The following is a 17,806-nucleotide window of genomic DNA, read 5'->3' on the forward strand; positions in this document are numbered from 1 at the left end:
ATAAATTTACACGAATCGAGGATGATTATGAAAAAAGATCTGCTTCATACACCTGAAGGTGTACGCGATATATACAGCACTGAATGTGTTGAAAAGAAAATAATAGAAAACAAGCTCCACGATGTATGCCGTCTTTACGGATATAACGATATACAGACACCATCTATTGAATATTTTGATGTATTTAGCAAAGAACGAGGCAGCGTACCTTCTAATGAAATGTTCAAGTTATTCGACAGATATGGCAATACTCTTGTGTTAAGACCTGATATGACACCTTCTATAGCAAGGGCAGCAGCTAAATACTTTGAGGATCATATTCTTCCTATTAAACTCTGCTATGTCAGCAATACATTTATTAATGTCAGCAAGTATTATCAGGGCAGATTAAAAGAGAATACAGTTATCGGTGCTGAATTAATAGATGATGCTTCAATTGATGCGGATTACGAAATAATCTGTATGGTAATTGACTGTATGAAGAATGCTGGGCTTACTGAGTTTCAGGTAGAGCTCGGCAATGTAGCCTTCTTTAACGGATTATTAAAAGATGCAGGAATTAAAGGAGATACCTACGAAGAACTTCTTAATCTTATTAATGAGAAGAATTATATCGGTGTAGAAGAAATTCTTAATAATCTTAATATTGATAAGAATACAGCTAAGGTATTATTAGAACTTCCACAGCTTTTTGGACAGGCAGAGGTGCTTGATAAAGCCAGAAGCCTTACTAATATTCCAGAATGCATCGAGGCTGTTGACAGACTTACCAATCTTTATGAGCTTCTTAAGATTAATGGCTACGATAAGTATGTATCCTTTGACCTTGGTGAATTAAGTAACCATACATATTATACAGGAATTATATTTCACGCATTTACATTTGGAACGGGCGAACCAATTGCAAGTGGTGGACGATATGACAAGCTTCTTGGACAGTTCGGCTGTGACAAGGCTTCTATTGGTTTCTCTCTTATAATTGACAGACTTATGGCTGCAATTAACAGACAGAATATAGAGATTGAAGTTGAATACAGCGGTGTGCTTCTTGTATACAGTGGGGATAAGCTTCAGGATGCTGTCAAACGTGCTAATGAATTAAGAAAAGACGGCATTAATGTATGTATGATAAGAAAGAATGATAATAAGTCTGAAAGCCAGTATATTGAATATGCAAAGGCTTCACAGCTTTCAGATGTTGTTTATATTTAACATGCACAGATTTAATCTGCTCTATAAAGAACAAGAATGGAGATTAGTATGAGATACATAACTATTGCACTGGCTAAAGGCCGTTTAGCTAAAAAAGCACTTGAGATATTTGAACATATCGGTGTAACTTGTGATGAGATGAAAGACGAGAACACAAGAAAGTTAATATTCACTAATGAAGAGTTAGGTATAAGATTTTTCCTTGCAAAGCCTTCAGATGTTCCAACATATGTAGAATATGGTGCGGCTGATATTGGCATTGTAGGCAAGGATACACTGCTTGAGGAGGGACGTTCATTATATGAAGTATATGACCTTAAAATCGGGCAATGTAAAATGTGTGTATGTGGTCCAGCCTCAGCCAGGGAAAAATTACAGCACCACGAACTTATAAGAGTTGCTTCCAAGTATCCTAATATCGCCAAAGACTATTTCTATAACAAGAAGCACCAGACAGTAGAAATCATAAAGCTTAACGGTTCAGTTGAGCTGGCACCTATTGTAGGACTTTCAGAAGTTATTGTTGATATTGTAGAGACTGGTGCAACACTTAGGGAAAATGGTCTTGAAGTTCTTGAAGAAGTATGCCCATTATCAGCACGTATTGTTGTTAACCAGGTAAGTATGAAAATGGAGAACGAAAGAATTACAAAGCTTATTAATGATATAAAGAATTACCTTGAGAACAATAATCACTAATAATTGTTTATATTAAATAATAAAATATACATTCAACGAATGGGATGGAGGACTATATGAGAATAGTTAAATTAACAGATGAAACTAAGAATAATATCCTTGAGGATTTATTAAAAAGAAGTCCTAACAGCTACGGAAAGTTTGAAGCAGCCGTTAATGATATTCTTTTAAATGTAAGAACTAACAAAGACGAGGCTCTTTTTAAGTATACTAAAGACTTTGATAAGGCTGACATTAATGCTTCTAATATCGTTGTAACTAAAGAGGAGATTGAGGAAGCTTACACAAAGGTTGACCCAGCTTTAGTTGATGTAATAAGAAAATCTCTTAGGAATATTAAGGAATACCACGAAAAGCAGAAGCAGTACAGCTGGTTTGACTCTAAGCCGGACGGAACTATTCTTGGACAGAAAGTAACTCCATTAGCAAGAGCTGGTGTATATGTACCTGGCGGAAAAGCTGCTTATCCATCATCAGTTCTTATGAATGTAGTACCTGCTAAAGTTGCAGGTGTTGAACAGATTATTATGTGTACACCTCCAGACCACGAAGGAAAGGTATATCCTACAACACTTGTAGCAGCTAATGAGGCTGGCGTTGATGTTGTATACAAGGCAGGCGGTGCTCAGGCAATTGCAGCTATGGCTTATGGTACAGAGTCTATTCCAAAAGTTGATAAAATATGCGGTCCGGGTAATATCTATGTTGCCCTTGCTAAAAAAGCTGTGTTTGGTTATGTAAGTATAGACTCTGTTGCAGGTCCTAGTGAAATTCTTGTAATTGCTGATGAGACAGCTAACCCAAGATATGTAGCCGCAGATCTTTTATCTCAGGCTGAACACGATGAGATGGCATCAGCAATCCTTATTACAACAAGCAGTGAGCTTGCCAATAAAGTATCTGCTGAGATTGACGGCTTCTTAAAGGAACTATCAAGAAGTGAGATTATATCTAAATCACTTGATAACTATGGTTATATTCTTCTTGTAGACGATATCAATGAAGCTGTTTCAGTTGCCAACGATATAGCATCAGAACATCTTGAGATTGTAACTAAAGATCCATTTAATGTAATGACTAAGATTAAGAATGCAGGTGCAATATTCCTTGGAGAATACAGCTCAGAGCCTCTTGGAGATTACTTTGCTGGTCCTAACCATGTACTTCCTACTAATGGTACAGCTAAATTCTTCTCAGCATTAAGTGTTGATGACTTTATTAAGAAATCAAGCATAATATCTTATTCAAGGGAAGCTCTTGAAGCTATACATAATGATATTGAGAACTTTGCGTCAGCAGAACATCTTACTGCACACGCTAATTCAATAAAAGTTCGTTTTGAATAAATCGGACATTATATGTGATGTTATGGGTAGGATATCTTTTTTGCCCTGACATCTTTAATATATAATTATATCAGAATCGAGGACGTATATATGTCAAATATGCAGGCAAGACAGGCAACAATTCATAGAAAGACAAGTGAGACAGATATAAAGCTTTTTCTGTGCCTAGACGGAGAGGGCAATGCACAGGTAGATACAGGAATAGGCTTTTTTGACCATATGCTAAAAAGCTTCGCAAAGCATGGTATGTTCGACCTTAACTTAAAAGTTACAGGCGACTTAATCGTTGACTGCCACCATACTATTGAAGATGTTGGTATCGTGCTTGGAGAAGCTGTTAAAAAAGCTCTTGGTGATAAGAAGTCCATAAGAAGATACGGTGATATTATACTTCCTATGGATGAAGCACTTATATTATGTGCGATTGATTTATCAGGAAGACCATATCTTGTATTTGAGTCACAATTCACTTCCGATATGGTTGGATATTTTGATACACAGATGGTTAAAGAATTCTTCTATGCCATATCATACAGTGCAGGAATGAACCTTCATATAAGAAAGATAACCGGTGAGAATGACCACCACATTATTGAGGGAATGTTCAAGGCATTTGCCAAGGCTTTAGATGAAGCTTGTATGAAAGATGCAAGAATTAAATCAGTATTATCTACAAAGGGAAGCCTGTAAATATAAATATTAAGTAAAGATTGGAGCATACAATGAGATTATACCCAGCTATTGATATTAAAGACGGACAGTGTGTAAGATTAAAAAAAGGTCTTTTTAATGATGTAACAGTATATTCAGATAAGCCTTATGAAATAGCCAGGGGCTTTGAACAGGACGGCGCTAAATTCATACATACTGTTGACTTGGATGGTGCATTAAAGGGGCGTGGCGTAAATGCTGACACAATCAGAAAGATAGTATCAAGTGTCAATATACCTGTCCAGATGGGCGGTGGAGTAAGAACACTTGAGAATATTAAAGAAGTTCTCGACCTTGGTGTATACCGTGTAATTATTGGTACTAAGGCAGTTGAAAATCCTGATTTCATAAAGCAGGCAATTGATAAATTCGGACCTGAACATATTGTTGTTGGTGTTGATGCCAAGGACGGGCTTGTAGCCGTTGAAGGCTGGGAAAAGGTAAGTGACAAGACTGCTCTTTCTTTAGCTTTGGCTATGAAAGATATGGGTGTCCAGACAATTGTCTATACTGATATATCTAAAGATGGTATGCTTCAGGGTCCTAATATTGAACAGACTAAGCTTTTATCTGATAAGACAGGAATTAATATAATCGCTTCTGGCGGAATGTCCTGTGTGCAGGATTTAAAGAATATCAATGATGCAGGTATCCACGGAGCAATAATAGGAAAAGCCTTATATGAGAACAGAATTAACCTTAAAGACGCTGTTGATATGTTTGAATCTGGAAGTTCTGTAATTGAAGCTTCTAAAAAGCTTAATACAAGCCTTTCATTTTCTGATTTCAAACTTAACTCAGATGGTTTAATTCCAGTAGTTGTACAGGACTATGTCAATAATGAAGTGCTTATGGTTGCATATATGAACGAAGAAGCCTATAACCATACTGTTAATACAGGGGTTATGACTTATTACAGCAGAAGCCGTCAGGAATTATGGATTAAGGGCGAAACTTCTGGTCATTACCAGTATGTAAGTTCACTTGACATTGACTGTGATAATGATACAATACTTGCAAAGGTACGTCAGATAGGTGCAGCCTGCCACACTGGCAACAGAAGCTGTTTCTATCGTAATCTGTACCTTAGAGATTTATAATTCATAGATGAGAGCAGGATATGACTATTAAATATATCATTACACAGATTAACGATAATATAATATATTCAAAGTATAACAACAACGGTTGTCTTAGTCTTAATATAGTAGACAAAAGCAGCCTGGTTGGTAATATATACATTGGCAGAGTTGAAAATGTTGTTAAAAACATCAGCTCTGCTTTTGTTGAAATTGAAAATAAAATTAAATGCTATTACCAGCTTGAAAATAATAAGAATAATATATTTCTTAATACAAAGAATAATAAAGCTGTCAACATTGGTGATAAGCTTTTAGTACAGGTAAGCAATGATGTCCATAAGACAAAGCCTCCTACAGCGACTTCCAAGATAGATATATCAGGACAGTATATTGTAGTGTCAAGTGATGTCAAAGGTGTGTCAATATCTAACAAATGCAAGAAAGCTTCTGTATGTATAGAAGCTTCTTCTGTTCTAAAGGACTATATTAAAGAACATCTTACAGCTTTTAATGATAAACTTCAGGCTTCAGGTACATTTTCTTATGGAATAATTATAAGAAGCAGTGCCGCTAATGCAGATATTAATACAGTACTTAATGAGGCTTACTCTCTTATAGACCAGTACGAACATATAATACAGAATGCTGTATTTGGAACATTTTACACTAAGCTTTATGAAAAAGAGCCGCCTATGGTAAGCGAACTCAGGCATCTTAGTGCTGATAATACAATCGAAGTCATCACAGATATTCCATATTATTATGATTTGCTTAATACACATTTTAAAGATAACAGCAATATGAGTTTACGATTATATGAAGATGAATTACTGCCTCTATATAAGCTTTATTCTGTCGAAAAGACATTATCAGAAGCATTATCCAGAAAAGTATGGCTTAAATGCGGAGGCTACATTATAATCGAACAGACAGAGGCTATGAGTGTTGTCGATGTCAATTCAGGCAAAAATGTTACAAAAGCAAAAAAAGAAGCTGATAAAGAGAACAACATTTTAAAGACTAATATTGAAGCTGGAATTGAAATTATAAGACAGCTCCGCTTAAGAAATATTTCTGGAATTATTATTATTGATTTTATTAATATGGCACAGCAGGAAAGCAGGGATAAATTATTATCAGTTCTTAAGGAATACGCCCGATTAGAAAGTATCCAGACTAATGTGGTTGATATTACACCTCTTGGACTTGTTGAAATGACACGAAAGAATAATGGCAAGACATTAAAAGAATTAATCAAAACCGGAGAGTGAGTTTATGTCAGAGAATAATTTAACGGGCTATGAAAAAAGATATAATGCTGTATACAATTACCTTGATACGCATAAGGCACTAAAGAACATTCTGCTCTTATTATATAAAGTGCTTCCGTATGTTACTGCATTATCGTATATGGTTCTTATTGTATTATGTGCCAGATCCAAATCAACAATCGCAACACCTGCAATTGCTCTAAGCGTAGATGCAACAGGTTATGTTGAAACATCTAATGTATTTATTACAGCTAAACTTATACTTGCACCATTAACTTCATTTATATTTGTATCATTTATAAGAAAATGTCTTGATTCACCAAGACCATATACAAAATATAATATAACACCTATTGTAAAAAAAGATAAAGAGGGAGAGTCTATGCCAAGCAGACATATATTCTCAATCACTATTATTGCAATGTGCTGGTTATATATATACCAGCCTGTCGGTATTATACTTTTAGTTATGACACTTGTGCTTGCAGTATTAAGAGTTGTTATGGGTGTGCATTTTATTAAAGATGTTATTGCCGGAATTATATGTGGAATTATATGCGGATTTATAGGATTGTGGATTTTATAATTTTTTTAGAATTATTTTTTTAAGACTATTGACATTTGTTTACTGATACTATATTATATTCTAGTGTGCCGCTCAGTTAGGACATAAGCAGGTATTTTACCTCTCCAAAACTGGCGAGTAATTATTTTAGGAGGTGCCATATGTACGCAATTATTGCAACAGGTGGTAAACAGTACACAGTTTCAGAAGGCGATGTAATCAAGGTTGAAAAGCTTGGTGTTAACGCTGGCGATACTGTTACATTTGACCAGGTTCTTTTCGTTAATAACGGTGAAGCTAAGGTTGGTGATCCTACAGTAGCAGGAGCAACAGTTACAGCAAGCGTTGTTGAAGAAGGTAAGGACAAGAAAGTCATCGTGTATAAGTATAAGAGAAAAACTGGATATCACAAGAAGAACGGTCACAGACAGCTCTTCACTAAGGTTAAGATTGAAAAGATTAATGCTTAATTATTAATCGGATGTGAGGTGTGTTATCCATGACTCATATAACAATCTACAAGTCGTCTGCTACGAACAGGACTGTAGGCTTTAAGTCAGCAGGACATGCTGGCTATGCAGAAGAAGGTAGTGATATTATCTGTTCTGCAATTTCTGTATTGACTATCAATACGATTAATTCGATTGAGCAATTCACGGATGCCGTATATGATATGTCGGTTGATGATGAGGAGGCTAGTATTGATTACATAGTCACTTCTAATATCAGTGATACAACACAGGTATTGTTAGATGCCTTAGAACTTGGTTTAAGAACTATGGCTGCTGATAATCCTGATTACTTATTGATTACCGTCAAGGAGGTGTAATGTTATGTTGAATTTGAACCTTCAGTTTTTCGCTCATAAAAAGGGTGTTGGTTCTACAAAGAATGGTAGAGATTCAGAATCTAAGAGATTAGGTGCAAAGAGAGCTGATGGACAGTTCGTTTTAGCTGGTAATATTCTTTACAGACAGCGTGGAACAAAGATTCATCCAGGTGTTAATGTTGGTCGTGGTGGCGATGATACATTATTCGCACTTGTTGATGGAACTGTTAAGTTTGAAAGAAAGGGCAGAGATAAGAAGCAGGTTTCTGTTTATCCTGTTGCCTCAGAGAACTAATTAGTTTTTATAAGCTCCAAATCTTCGGATTTGGGGCTTTTTGTGAATTAGAGGGGATAATTAATTAACTAATTAATATCTAATTATTGTTTTAACCTATAAACAGGCAATATTTCTTTTAATATATAATACAAATATTGCTATACGATATTTCAGATATGATATTTCAGATTGGCTTATTTATATATTTATGTAATATAACAAGCGGCTTTTAGCAGCGTTAGAATGGAGATTAATATGTTTTCAGATAAAGTAAGAATATTTATTAAATCTGGTAAGGGTGGGGACGGACACGTAAGTTTCAGACGTGAGCTTTATGTACCTGCTGGTGGACCAGATGGCGGTAATGGTGGACACGGTGGTGACATCATATTTCAGGTAGATAAAGGACTTAATACACTTGGTGATTTCAGACATAATAGCAAGTATATCGCACAGAGCGGTGAAGAAGGCGGAAAGAAAAGATGTACTGGAAAGAACGGAGAAGACCTTATAATCAAAGTTCCTGAAGGTACTGTAATATATGATGACGAATCAGGCAAGGTAATTGCTGATATGTCAGGCGATAATATGAAAGAAACTATCCTTAAAGGTGGACGCGGCGGAAAGGGTAATATGAACTATGCCACAGCTACAATGCAGGCTCCACAGTATGCACAGCCGGGACAGGAAGCTAAAGAGCTCTGGGTAAGACTTGAATTAAAATGTATTGCTGATGTAGGTCTTGTTGGTTTCCCTAACGTGGGTAAATCTACATTTTTATCAAGAGTAACTAATGCACGTCCAAAGATAGCTAACTATCATTTCACAACACTTAACCCTAATCTTGGTGTTGTTGATATAGATGGTGGTAAGGGCTTTGTAATAGCTGATATTCCAGGTCTTATAGAGGGTGCTTCTGAGGGCGTTGGTCTTGGACACCAGTTCTTAAGACACATTGAGAGAACTAAGGTTATTATCCATATTGTAGATGCAGCTTCTACTGAGGGACGAGATCCTATAGCTGATATTAAAGCTATCAATGCAGAATTAGAGGCTTACAATCCTGATCTTCTTAAAAGGCCTCAGGTAATAGCTGCCAATAAGATTGATGCCATATATGATGACGGCTCAGGAACTAACCCTGTAGAGCTTATAAAGGCCGCATTTGAGCCGGAAGGCATTAAGGTATACCCAATATCAGCCGTAACCGGACAGGGCGTTAAAGAACTTTTATACGCAGTAAGAGAGCTTCTTGATAACTTCCCTGATGATGTAGTTATATTTGAGAAGGAATTCGATGTTGACGAACTTCTTGATAACTCAGATGATAATTACAATGTATATATTGACGAGAATGGCGTATTCATCGTTGAAGGTGAACGTATTGATAAAATGCTTGGTTACACTAACCTTGAGTCAGAAAAAGGCTTTAACTTCTTCCAGAAGTTTATGAAGAGTTCTGGTGCTATCGACCGACTTGAAGAACTTGGAATTGAAGAGGGCGATACAGTACGGGTTGGCGATTATCTTGAATTTGATTATTATAGAGCTTAATAGATTTTATTATTATAGAGCTTACTTAATAGAAATAATGTATGACACTATAAATATTTCATTGCATAATCTTATCACTGACTATGCAATGAAACACATAAAAGAAAGGAATTAACTATGACAAGCAAACAGCGTGCATATTTAAAGGGACTTGCTATGACTATGGATCCAATATTCCAGTTTGGAAAGAATAGTCTTACACCAGAAAATACCAAGGCTATAGCCGAGGCATTGGAAGCAAGGGAGTTAATAAAGATTAATGTTCTTCAGAACTGTGCTGATGATCCTAAGGAAATCGCACAGATTGTAGCTGAGAGAACACACTCACAGGTTGTTCAGGTTATCGGAAAGAAGATTGTATTATATAAAGAGTCTAAGGATAACAAGAAAATTGAACTTCCTAAGGATAATAAGAAGAAGTAATATCAAATTAAATAAATCATATTACAGAATTAACATAATGAGTTTTTAAGGAGGCTATATGTCCGGCATAGTTGGAATAATGGGCGGTACATTTAATCCTGTCCACAATGGACACATTGCGATTGCCAAAGCGGCACACGAACAATTCAATATACCATATATTCTTGTTATGCCATCATATTCGCCGGCTTATAAGGACAACAGCAATATAGTTTCTGCCACACATCGCTGTAATATGGTCAGCCTTGCTATTAAAGATTATGACTATATGGAATTATCAACATTAGAGATAGAACGTGGTGGCAGAACTTATACAGCCGATACATTAAAACTGCTGAAAGACGATTATGATAAGATATACTTTATAATCGGTGCAGACTCATTATTTACACTTAATACATGGTATAAGCCTGATTATATATGTGCCAACTGTCATATACTTGCCGCTAACAGGGACGAACACCCACTCGATGAGCTTATAAAAAGACGTGACTGGCTTATAGATAAGTATAATGCACATATAGACTTAATATCTTGCGATGATTACCCATTCAGCTCAACATTTATCCGTGATGAAGCGGCGGCAGGTCACAATATTTCGCCGTTTGTTGGAAATGCGGTTGCTGGATATATAGCCGACAATGGATTGTATAATAAAAAATTTTTTACGGCTTAAAAATAAAAGATACTAATATCAAAAAGATTTTTGCTGCAAAATGGTAATTTATAAATATAAATATATATTTATATATCAATGCATAGTAAACCATTTAATTATTTTACTTCTTTATTAGTGTACTAGAATGGAGATAAATGGTATGGATAATTCATATATTGAAAGCCTTAGAAAAGATGTTAAACGTGCTTTAAAGAGTGATAAAATGCGTTTCAGACACACTATTGGTGTTGCAGATACATCTGCCTGTCTTGCATCAAGATATGGTGTAGATATGCAGAAAGCGTATATAAGCGGCCTGTTACACGACTGTGCAAAATGTGTTCCAGACGAACAAAAAATAACCGAATGTGAACAGAATAATATAGAAATAACTAAGTCAGAATACGAAAGCCCTTATCTTTTACATTCAAAGCTTGGTGCATTTTATGCAGATGTAAAATATGGTATTAAAGATGAAGACATACTTGGTGCTATCAAATGGCACACGACCGGACATCCTGATATGACTATGCTTGAGAAAATCGTATTTGTAGCTGACTATATTGAACCATATCGCAACAAAGCGGCTAATCTTGATACAATCAGATATCTTGCATTTACTGATATTGACAAAGCTGTTTTACAGATATTAGATGATACAATTAATTATCTTAACAAAAAAGGCAATCCGATTGACAGCATTACTCTGGATACCTATAAATTTTATAAATGCAAATAAACCTTAATAATAATAGAAAATGATAACAGAAAGGACTAAATATTATGATAAAAGATACTTCAAAACAGATGGCAAAAGTAGCTGTAGAAGCATTAAAGGAAAAAAAGGGATATGATGTAAAAGTAATAGATATAAGTGAAATATCTATTCTTGCAGATTATTTCATAATTGCCAACGGAAGCAATGCCAATCAGGTGCAGGCTATGGTTGACAATGTTGAAGAGCAGATGTACAAGGCTGGCTTTGATGACCCTAAGGTAGAGGGTTACAACAATGCTTCTTGGATTCTCCTTGACTATAATGATGTTGTACTTCACATATTTGATGAAGAAAGCCGTTCATTCTATAATCTTGAAAGATTATGGCGAGATGGCAAAGAAGTTGATATAGATACACTCTAAAAATAAAAAAGCAAAAATAAAAGCTGTAAATTTATGATTGTCGGTATTATTTATCTATAACCATTCATAAATTTACAGCTTTTATAGTATATATAATATCATCAAGTGTATTACGCTTGATGATATTATATACATTATAATTATGATACTATATACAGTGTGTATTATGTACTATATTATGTGCAGATAATTAATCAACCTGCCATCTTATCAGACCTATAACCTTACCGACTATTGAACAATCATCAACTATAATAGGATCCATAAAATCATTCTCTGGCTGAAGTCTTATATGTCCGTCTTCTTTGTAAAATCTCTTTACTGTTGCAGAATCATCTATAAGTGCTACAACAATATCTGAATTCTCAGCAGTATTACACTTCTTAACAATAACGTGGTCGCCATTGTAAATTCCTGTATTAATCATACTTTCACCCTGAACAGTAAGCATAAAACACTCTTCATTAGGCATAAATTCCGCTGGAATAGGGAAGTAGCCAGTTATATTATCAACTGCCAGTAAAGGCTCTCCGGCAGCTACACGGCCAAGAATAGGTACATTAACTACCTCTCTGCGGGCAAGATTAAAATTATCATCTATAATCTCTATTGTTCTTGACTTTGTTGGATCTCTTCTTATGTAACCATTCTTCTCAAGAGATTCAAGATGTGCGTGTACTGATGATGTTGACTTTAAATTAACAGCAGCACATATATCTCTAACTGATGGTGGATATCCTTTATTCAATATCTGTGACTTTATATATTCAAGTATCTCAGACTGTTTCTGTGTTATTCTGCCATATGCCATATATTTACCTCCAAATCATATAACTATATACAATATAATAACATACATCTGTCCATAACGCAAACGTATTTTCAGAACATTTTTTCTGAATTTATGTTCGATTGATATTGACAAACAACTGTTCGCAATTTATAATTACCAATATAAAGAACATATGTTTTAAATGCATCAGTTGGAGGTAATATTATGAACAATTCAATAGCAGTACATAGCCATACAGATTTAATCAATATATATAATAATGAATGTAATAACTATAGTGAAAGTGTTAATAATAGACAATACAATATTGATAAGCGTAATAGTGATAACATATTCAATATTAAACATAACAGCTTAGGGCATAATAATTCTGATAATATATATTGCATATGTAATAATATTTTATTAAAGCTTATAATTCCAGTAATTATTCTGGCTGTAATAACACTTGGCTCTATTATGGTTAAAGCCTCTGAGACAGATACCAGACCATATTTAAAGAAGTATTATACAAGTGTAGAAGTAACTTCTGATGATACATTATGGTCATTAGAAGCTGATTATAATAATGGACTGGAAGACCGTAATACATACATTAATAATATTATGCAGCTTAATAATATGACATCTGATACTATAATTACTGGTAATCATCTGTTATTATATTATTATTCATCTGAACACAATTAGACTTTTAACATCTAATCTGATAGAATAATATATTATAATACTATACAGAATGGAGATATATAAATATGTTATTTAAAGATATAGATAATATTGATACTAATGTTGTTTCAATACTTTCTCAGTCCGGCATAACAGATATGACAGATGTACAGGCTAAGACTTATAAGCATATATCTAACAATAAAGATGTAATTGTATGCTCAGGAACTGGAACAGGTAAGACTTTAGCTTATCTTTGCCCTATAATTTCACATATAACAGGCAATAATAATAGTTTCAAGAATAACAATGCTGATATTAGCTCTAAGAATAACAACGCTGGAAGCACTGTGAATAATAAGAACACCTATAATGGACATAAGCCTACTCATTCAAAGAATATTCAGGCTATAATCCTTGTTCCTAATGGTGAACTTGCTTCCCAGGTAAACCATCAGGCTGAACAGTTATTCTCATATGAGGGTTGTCCATATACATCTATGTTTGTAACTGGAGAGGGTAATATTAACAGACAGATTGATAATCTTAAGTCTAAGCCTTCAATTCTTATTGGAACACCTGCAAGAATATGTCAGCTTATCAATATGAAGAAGATTAAGGTACACGAAGTAAAGTCACTCGTATTAGATGAAGCTGACAAGCTTCTTGGAAAGACTTATATTGAACACGTTCATTCGATAAGAAAGTCACTTATGAAGTATACTCAAGTTCTTCTTTTTTCTGCAAGCATAGATAAGAAGACACGCAAAGAAGCTAACAACCTTACATTTAAACCTATAGACATTGATATTAATTCTATCAAAGCTTCTGAAAGTGTAATTCCTTCAACAATAAAGCATAACTATGTTATAACAGACAGACGTGAACGCATAGAAACTCTTAGAAAGCTTATTAAGGCGGTTAAACCTTCCAAGGCAATAATCTTTATTAACACCAAATATGACCTTGAAGAATCACTCCAAAAGCTCTTATATCATAATTATAATGTGGGTTACCTTTCAAGCAATGCAGATGCAACAACCAAGCGTAATACACTTGATAAATTCCGCTCAGGAAAGCTCCAGTTATTACTGGCCACAGATATAGCTGCAAGAGGACTTCAGATTGATGATATTGATGTTGTTATTAATGTAAATCTGCCTGAGGAATCAAAAGAATACATACACCGTGTTGGACGATGTGGACGTAACGGCAATCAGGGACTGGCTTTATCTATTATAACCGAGAATGAAACTAACAAGATAAAGAAATACCAGAAAGAATTCCATATTAATATGCTCCAGAAAAAGCTATATCAGGGAAGGCTTGTTGCTAAATAATCAATAAATAATTCAAAGCTATTGTTATATTTATTGTTGTATAATGTATAATGCCTACAGTAATTAACAATAGCTTTTATTATCTATAAAAATCTATAAAAAGAGCAGTATAAGTTAAACATATAACGCCGATAAATCTCAGTTTATCGGCGTTATATTGTATTTATTATATCTAATTACTTATTTTTAACTTCTTCAAACTTTTCAATAACTTCCTTTGATGGACCGCCTGTTGCATAACTTACAATAAGTATAACAAGTAATGCAACAATGAATGCTGGAAGCAATTCATATATTGAGAATATTCCTCCAAGCTTAGATATTCCATATTTCCATACGAATATCATAATTCCACCAGATATCATTCCAGCAGTAATTCCATATTTATTAGCTTTTTTCCAGAATAATGCACATAATACAACAGGTCCAAATGTAGCTCCAAATCCAGCCCATGCAAATGATACAATTTCAAATACAGAACTGTCCGGATTTGATGCAAGAATAATTGAAATTACAGATATAATTACAACTGTAATTCTAGCTACATTCATAGATGCCTTTTTAGATATTTTAATATGGAACACATCTGTAAGTATATTCTGTGAAATACTTGAAGCTGCTGCTAGTAACTGTGAATCTGCTGTAGACATTGTCGCTGCAAGAATTCCTGCTAATATAACACCAGCAATTATGGCTGTGGCAACTCCGTGTGTAGATAATAAATGTGCTATTTTTACAATTATCGTCTCAGAGTTACTTCCTGTAAGTGTTTCAATAGCACCTGCCTTAGTCATACTAAGACCAACAATACCAATAAATACAGCTACAGATAAAGAAATAACTACCCATATAGAAGCAACTCTTCTTGATAATTTAAGCTTTTCTTCGTCCTCTATAGCCATAAATCTCAATAATACATGTGGCATACCAAAGTATCCAAGTCCCCACGCTAACATAGATGCAATTTTAAGCAGGCTGTAAGGCTCTGCTGAATTAGTCGCTGCTGAATATGTATCAAATAATCCAAGATATCCTGGAAGTGCTTTGGAATTTTCCATAACCATATCAAAGCCACCTGCAACATTAACACCATATACAACAACTACAACTAGTGCTATTGTCATAACTATACTTTGAATTAAATCTGTCATACTAGCGGCAAGGAAGCCACCTAATGTACAATATGCAACAATGACAATTGCACTTATTATCATTGCTGTTAAATAATTAAATCCAAAAAGACTTGAAAACAGCTTACCACAGGCGGCAAATCCTGAAGCTGTATATGGAATAAAGAATACTACAATAACTATAGCAGCTATTAATGTTAATATTCTCTTATCATCTCCAAATCTCTTTGAAAAGAAATCAGGAATTGTAAATGAATCATATGCTTGTGTATATTTACGTATTCTTTTAGCTACAATCAGCCAGTTCACATATGTTCCTATTGCAAGACCTATAGCTGTCCATGCTGCATCCGCAACACCTGTAAGATAAGCAAGTCCTGGCAGTCCCATTAAAAGCCAGCTACTCATATCAGACGCTTCTGCACTCATAGCTGTAACAAATGGTCCTAACTTTCGTCCACCAAGATAAAAATCATCAACAGCGTTGTTCTTCTTTGAACATAGAACACCAATGTACACAACTGCGGCAAGATATATAATTATCGTTGCCATAATAATAATCTGTGACATAATTTTCTCCCTTTGTTAATTTTTGTTAATTTATGTAATTTTTATAATAACTTATAAAGTATATCACAAATTATGACCTTTAGTCAAAAATTGTCACAAAAAAAGTATCATATAATTCATCTTTATATTAAGACAAATTATATGATACTCATATTTATTCTTCGAGTTTATCAACATAGTTATATTTTTTAAATTCTGTTATATTAACTGAAGAAGGGATATCGAAATCATTCTCTATCTGCACCCGTGTATTAACACCGCAGTTATTATATATCCATTTGGCATCGGCAGGTGTCATATAGATTGAACCGCTTGAAGCACTTGTTCCCATTTTATTATATTCATCTATATTCATATTACCAACTGTCTTGGTAAAATATGCAGATGAACATATATATTCTGAATTATTAAGTCTTGTACTATAATGACCATATCCAGTAATATCAAGCTTACGCCACTCAGCCTTCTCTGATATAAATGTATCACCCGTATTAATATTACTGTTAACAGATACATAAAAAGCCTTCACAACATTATCGAACCCATTATTAGAACCTATACTGTATATAATAGCAATGTTCCTGCTGACATTAATTCTAATCTTATACGACTGGTTCTTTGCTATATATGCAGACTCCTCTGTTGTTGAACCGGTATCTTCCTCTGTTGTATCTGCAGACTCATCACTATCTGATGATACATTATCATTATGCATACTGACTATCGTCTTAAATGCAAACAACAATATCAATAAAAGCAACAGTAAAATTAAAACATATACTATTAAATTACTGCCTTTGAACCATCTTTTAATATCTTTCTTCTTTATGCGCTTATAACCACGAATTTCCATATCAATTAACCATTATTCTGATTTTTCTCTTTAAGTTCTATGAACTTTAATATAAGCTCAATAGCTCCATCAATTCCTACAAGACCACTATCTATACATAAATCATAGCTCTTAGCTTCGCCCCACTTCTTACTTGAATAATAATTGTAGTAGCTTGCTCTCTTCTTATCTGTCTTCTGTATAAGATCAGCAGCCTTAGAATCATTTAGTTCATATAACTTCTTAATTCTCTTAATTCTTTCATCAAGACTTGCTTTAATCCATACACTTACTGCAAATGGATCATCTTCAAGTGCATAGTCTGCACAACGTCCAACAATCACACAAGACTCTTTAGCTGCAAGCTTCTTTATTGCATCAAACTGTGCCAAGAATACTTTGTGATTAATTGGCATATCAACATATGAATTAGAATAACCAAGTGAATATGTATCCATAACCAAAGAATAAAGGAAACTGTTAGTAGGCTTTTCATCCTGAGAGGCAAATAACTCCTCACACAATCCACTTTCCTTTGCAGCAACCTGAAGAAGTTCCTTATCATAACATTTAATTCCTAACTTCTCAGCAAGCTTCATTCCTATCTCGTGTCCGCCACTACCAAATTCACGACCTATTGTAATTACTGTTCTTTCATCCATAATACATTACCTCCCGGTTACCTAAATATTTCAAACAGCTCTT

Annotated in this window: 21 protein-coding genes; 17 read left to right on the forward strand and 4 right to left on the reverse strand. The window is 34.4% G+C overall.

Going from position 1 to position 17,806, the window contains the following annotated elements:
* The first annotated feature begins 27 nt into the window (after positions 1-27).
* From hisZ to rsfS, 15 genes are all read left to right on the forward strand, one after another.
* On the forward strand, positions 28-1,212 hold the full coding sequence (gene hisZ / locus C7390_RS00725) for an ATP phosphoribosyltransferase regulatory subunit (RefSeq protein ID WP_116443408.1): 1,185 nt from the start codon (positions 28-30) through the stop codon (positions 1,210-1,212).
* A gap of 48 nt (positions 1,213-1,260) precedes the next feature.
* Positions 1,261-1,911 (forward strand): ATP phosphoribosyltransferase, encoded by a 651-nt coding sequence (gene hisG, locus C7390_RS00730; RefSeq protein WP_055306603.1) that lies wholly within the window; start codon positions 1,261-1,263, stop codon positions 1,909-1,911.
* 56 nt (positions 1,912-1,967) lie between these two features.
* Entirely contained in the window at positions 1,968-3,257 is a 1,290-nt protein-coding gene (gene hisD, locus C7390_RS00735) for a histidinol dehydrogenase (RefSeq protein WP_055306602.1), read from the forward strand.
* A gap of 90 nt (positions 3,258-3,347) precedes the next feature.
* Positions 3,348-3,947, forward strand: a complete 600-nt coding sequence (hisB, locus tag C7390_RS00740; protein ID WP_116443409.1) for an imidazoleglycerol-phosphate dehydratase HisB — start codon at positions 3,348-3,350, stop codon at positions 3,945-3,947.
* A gap of 32 nt (positions 3,948-3,979) precedes the next feature.
* On the forward strand, positions 3,980-5,068 hold the full coding sequence (gene hisA / locus C7390_RS00745) for a 1-(5-phosphoribosyl)-5-[(5-phosphoribosylamino)methylideneamino]imidazole-4-carboxamide isomerase (RefSeq protein WP_022501757.1): 1,089 nt from the start codon (positions 3,980-3,982) through the stop codon (positions 5,066-5,068).
* Between the two features lie 20 nt (positions 5,069-5,088).
* Positions 5,089-6,321 (forward strand): ribonuclease E/G, encoded by a 1,233-nt coding sequence (locus C7390_RS00750; protein WP_116443410.1) that lies wholly within the window; start codon positions 5,089-5,091, stop codon positions 6,319-6,321.
* A 4-nt stretch (positions 6,322-6,325) separates the two neighbouring features.
* A complete protein-coding gene (locus C7390_RS00755; protein WP_055174737.1) occupies positions 6,326-6,907 on the forward strand; it encodes a phosphatase PAP2 family protein in 582 nt (193 codons plus the stop codon).
* Between the two features lie 140 nt (positions 6,908-7,047).
* Positions 7,048-7,356, forward strand: coding sequence for a 50S ribosomal protein L21 (rplU, locus tag C7390_RS00760; RefSeq protein WP_022205377.1), 309 nt, complete (start codon positions 7,048-7,050; stop codon positions 7,354-7,356).
* Positions 7,357-7,385: 29 nt separating this feature from the next.
* Positions 7,386-7,715, forward strand: a complete 330-nt coding sequence (locus tag C7390_RS00765; RefSeq protein WP_022501760.1) for a ribosomal-processing cysteine protease Prp — start codon at positions 7,386-7,388, stop codon at positions 7,713-7,715.
* Positions 7,716-7,719: 4 nt separating this feature from the next.
* Positions 7,720-8,010, forward strand: a complete 291-nt coding sequence (rpmA, locus tag C7390_RS00770) for a 50S ribosomal protein L27 (protein ID WP_022205379.1) — start codon at positions 7,720-7,722, stop codon at positions 8,008-8,010.
* Positions 8,011-8,247: 237 nt separating this feature from the next.
* Positions 8,248-9,546 (forward strand): GTPase ObgE, encoded by a 1,299-nt coding sequence (obgE, locus tag C7390_RS00775; RefSeq protein WP_022501761.1) that lies wholly within the window; start codon positions 8,248-8,250, stop codon positions 9,544-9,546.
* Between the two features lie 117 nt (positions 9,547-9,663).
* Positions 9,664-9,969, forward strand: coding sequence for a ribosome assembly RNA-binding protein YhbY (yhbY, locus tag C7390_RS00780; RefSeq protein WP_022207054.1), 306 nt, complete (start codon positions 9,664-9,666; stop codon positions 9,967-9,969).
* Positions 9,970-10,027: 58 nt separating this feature from the next.
* Positions 10,028-10,645 (forward strand): nicotinate (nicotinamide) nucleotide adenylyltransferase, encoded by a 618-nt coding sequence (gene nadD, locus C7390_RS00785; protein ID WP_055174734.1) that lies wholly within the window; start codon positions 10,028-10,030, stop codon positions 10,643-10,645.
* Positions 10,646-10,787: 142 nt separating this feature from the next.
* Entirely contained in the window at positions 10,788-11,366 is a 579-nt protein-coding gene (gene yqeK, locus C7390_RS00790; RefSeq protein ID WP_055174732.1) for a bis(5'-nucleosyl)-tetraphosphatase (symmetrical) YqeK, read from the forward strand.
* A gap of 44 nt (positions 11,367-11,410) precedes the next feature.
* The gene (rsfS, locus tag C7390_RS00795) at positions 11,411-11,767 is read left to right on the forward strand and encodes a ribosome silencing factor (RefSeq protein ID WP_318295450.1); all 357 of its coding nucleotides are present in this window, start codon (positions 11,411-11,413) and stop codon (positions 11,765-11,767) included.
* Positions 11,768-11,957: 190 nt separating this feature from the next.
* Here the strand turns inward: rsfS and lexA are convergent, their stop codons facing one another.
* Entirely contained in the window at positions 11,958-12,578 is a 621-nt protein-coding gene (gene lexA / locus C7390_RS00800; protein WP_022501765.1) for a transcriptional repressor LexA, read from the reverse strand.
* 186 nt (positions 12,579-12,764) lie between these two features.
* Here lexA and C7390_RS00805 point away from each other — a divergent pair, with 186 nt between their 5' ends.
* Both C7390_RS00805 and C7390_RS00810 read left to right on the forward strand, forming a co-directional pair.
* The gene (locus C7390_RS00805; protein WP_116443411.1) at positions 12,765-13,250 is read left to right on the forward strand and encodes a LysM peptidoglycan-binding domain-containing protein; all 486 of its coding nucleotides are present in this window, start codon (positions 12,765-12,767) and stop codon (positions 13,248-13,250) included.
* A 65-nt stretch (positions 13,251-13,315) separates the two neighbouring features.
* Complete coding sequence (locus C7390_RS00810; protein ID WP_022501767.1) at positions 13,316-14,569, forward strand: DEAD/DEAH box helicase; 1,254 nt, start codon at positions 13,316-13,318, stop codon at positions 14,567-14,569.
* A 176-nt stretch (positions 14,570-14,745) separates the two neighbouring features.
* Here the strand turns inward: C7390_RS00810 and C7390_RS00815 are convergent, their stop codons facing one another.
* The 3 genes from C7390_RS00815 to C7390_RS00825 form a co-directional block, all read right to left on the reverse strand.
* Positions 14,746-16,269: a sodium/proline symporter gene (locus C7390_RS00815; RefSeq protein WP_090140005.1), complete on the reverse strand. Its 1,524-nt coding sequence runs from the start codon at positions 16,267-16,269 to the stop codon at positions 14,746-14,748.
* 154 nt (positions 16,270-16,423) lie between these two features.
* On the reverse strand, positions 16,424-17,122 hold the full coding sequence (locus C7390_RS00820; protein ID WP_022501769.1) for a L,D-transpeptidase: 699 nt from the start codon (positions 17,120-17,122) through the stop codon (positions 16,424-16,426).
* A 5-nt stretch (positions 17,123-17,127) separates the two neighbouring features.
* Positions 17,128-17,763 carry a cytidylate kinase-like family protein gene (locus C7390_RS00825; protein ID WP_022501770.1) on the reverse strand — a complete coding sequence of 212 codons (636 nt, stop codon included), beginning with the start codon at positions 17,761-17,763 and terminating at the stop codon, positions 17,128-17,130.
* Positions 17,764-17,806 lie beyond the last annotated feature (43 nt).

This window comes from Bacteroides galacturonicus, from assembly GCF_003096855.1.
In the GTDB taxonomy this organism is placed as follows: Bacteria; Bacillota; Clostridia; order Lachnospirales; family Lachnospiraceae; genus Lachnospira; species Lachnospira rogosae.